Origin of the sequence: Bacteroides sp. 1_1_30 (assembly GCF_020982715.1) — a bacterium.
Taxonomy (GTDB): Bacteria; Bacteroidota; Bacteroidia; order Bacteroidales; family Bacteroidaceae; genus Bacteroides; species Bacteroides xylanisolvens.
In genome coordinates, this window is sequence record NZ_JAJKHN010000224.1 from 1 (window position 1) to 1106 (window position 1106).

Genomic DNA, 1106 nt, shown 5'->3' on the forward strand with positions numbered 1-1106 from the left:
GCCCTTTGTTCCTCGGGCAGCAGCGGAGCCCCTTCGATTGAAATGTCCTCGTCGGCCACCGCCTTCATCCATTCCACTGCCCGTTCGTAGCGGTCTTTGCGTATCTGGGAAAGTTTCTGCGGGTTGTGGATGCAGAAGATGTGATAGACTGCCATGTCGATGACCATCATCAGCACGAGCTGGTTCCGGTTGTCCCCGGTGGCCGCAAAAATCTTGTTGCAGTCGTAACGTTTGCTCAAATAACACCGCATTTCGGCAATGGCCCTGTCCTCGCAAACCTCAATGACCGTTTCGTCCTCTCTAACCAGTGCGTCGAGGATGTCTCGGTGGATGCTCGCATCGTAATCGGTAAGTTCAACAAATTTGCTCATAGTCCTATTGTTTTAGAGTTGTCATAATCTTTTCTTGTTCCGCTTTCTTACATCCTTCCGTGAGCGGAATACGGGCGGTTCAATGCGCCTGATCAGTTCGTCGATGATGCGGTTTGCTCCTTCGACCGCATCCGGTCCGTCGGCCGGGTAGCGCATGGTCAGGGTGAACAGCTTGAACTGGTCTTCCAGTTCCTTCATGTGCGGATTGTCCCGTTCAGCCTCGTTGAGGATGAGATTCCCTTCGCGGTTGAGCGGTTCAAGGTTGGCCTCGATACGCGTAGCCTTGTCCGTCTTCTTCTCCTCGTCGCCCCGGATGAACAGCGCAATCTTCTGTTCGCGGCGCACCTTTGCCACCAGCGGTTTGAACACCTGCTGGAAGAAAGGGTCCTGCAGCTTGTTGTTCTCCATGTAGCAATAGACATTGGTCTTGCCCCCGACAAAATCAAGCATACGGACATACCAGTCAATGAACTCCGCATTGAGTGCCTGCGCCAGGAAAGTCTTGATGACATAGAGCCTGGTGCCCAATTTGCCACAAAGTGAAACCGTCTTGAATGATTTTCCTTTCTTACCCTTGCTTTCGCCCGGTGCCGGGTCGCCATACGCCACGAGAAACTTGAATTTGGAGAGAGGCGGTATCTTGCCGTATGAAATGTTCTCGAAGACCTCGCCCTCGGAAATGGGGTTGTTGTAATATTCACCCTGTGCCGCCTTTTTGGATATTTTGGACAGTGT

1 protein-coding gene and 1 pseudogene are annotated in these 1106 nt (G+C 52.4%); both read right to left on the reverse strand.

Going from position 1 to position 1106, the window contains the following annotated elements:
* The coding region (locus tag LPH68_RS26335) for a phage protein Gp36 family protein (protein ID WP_230297282.1) at positions 1 to 371 on the reverse strand (371 nt) is incomplete at its 3' end.
* 21 nt (positions 372 to 392) lie between these two features.
* A pseudogene (locus tag LPH68_RS26340) lies at positions 393 to 1106 on the reverse strand (hypothetical protein); the annotation flags it as partial.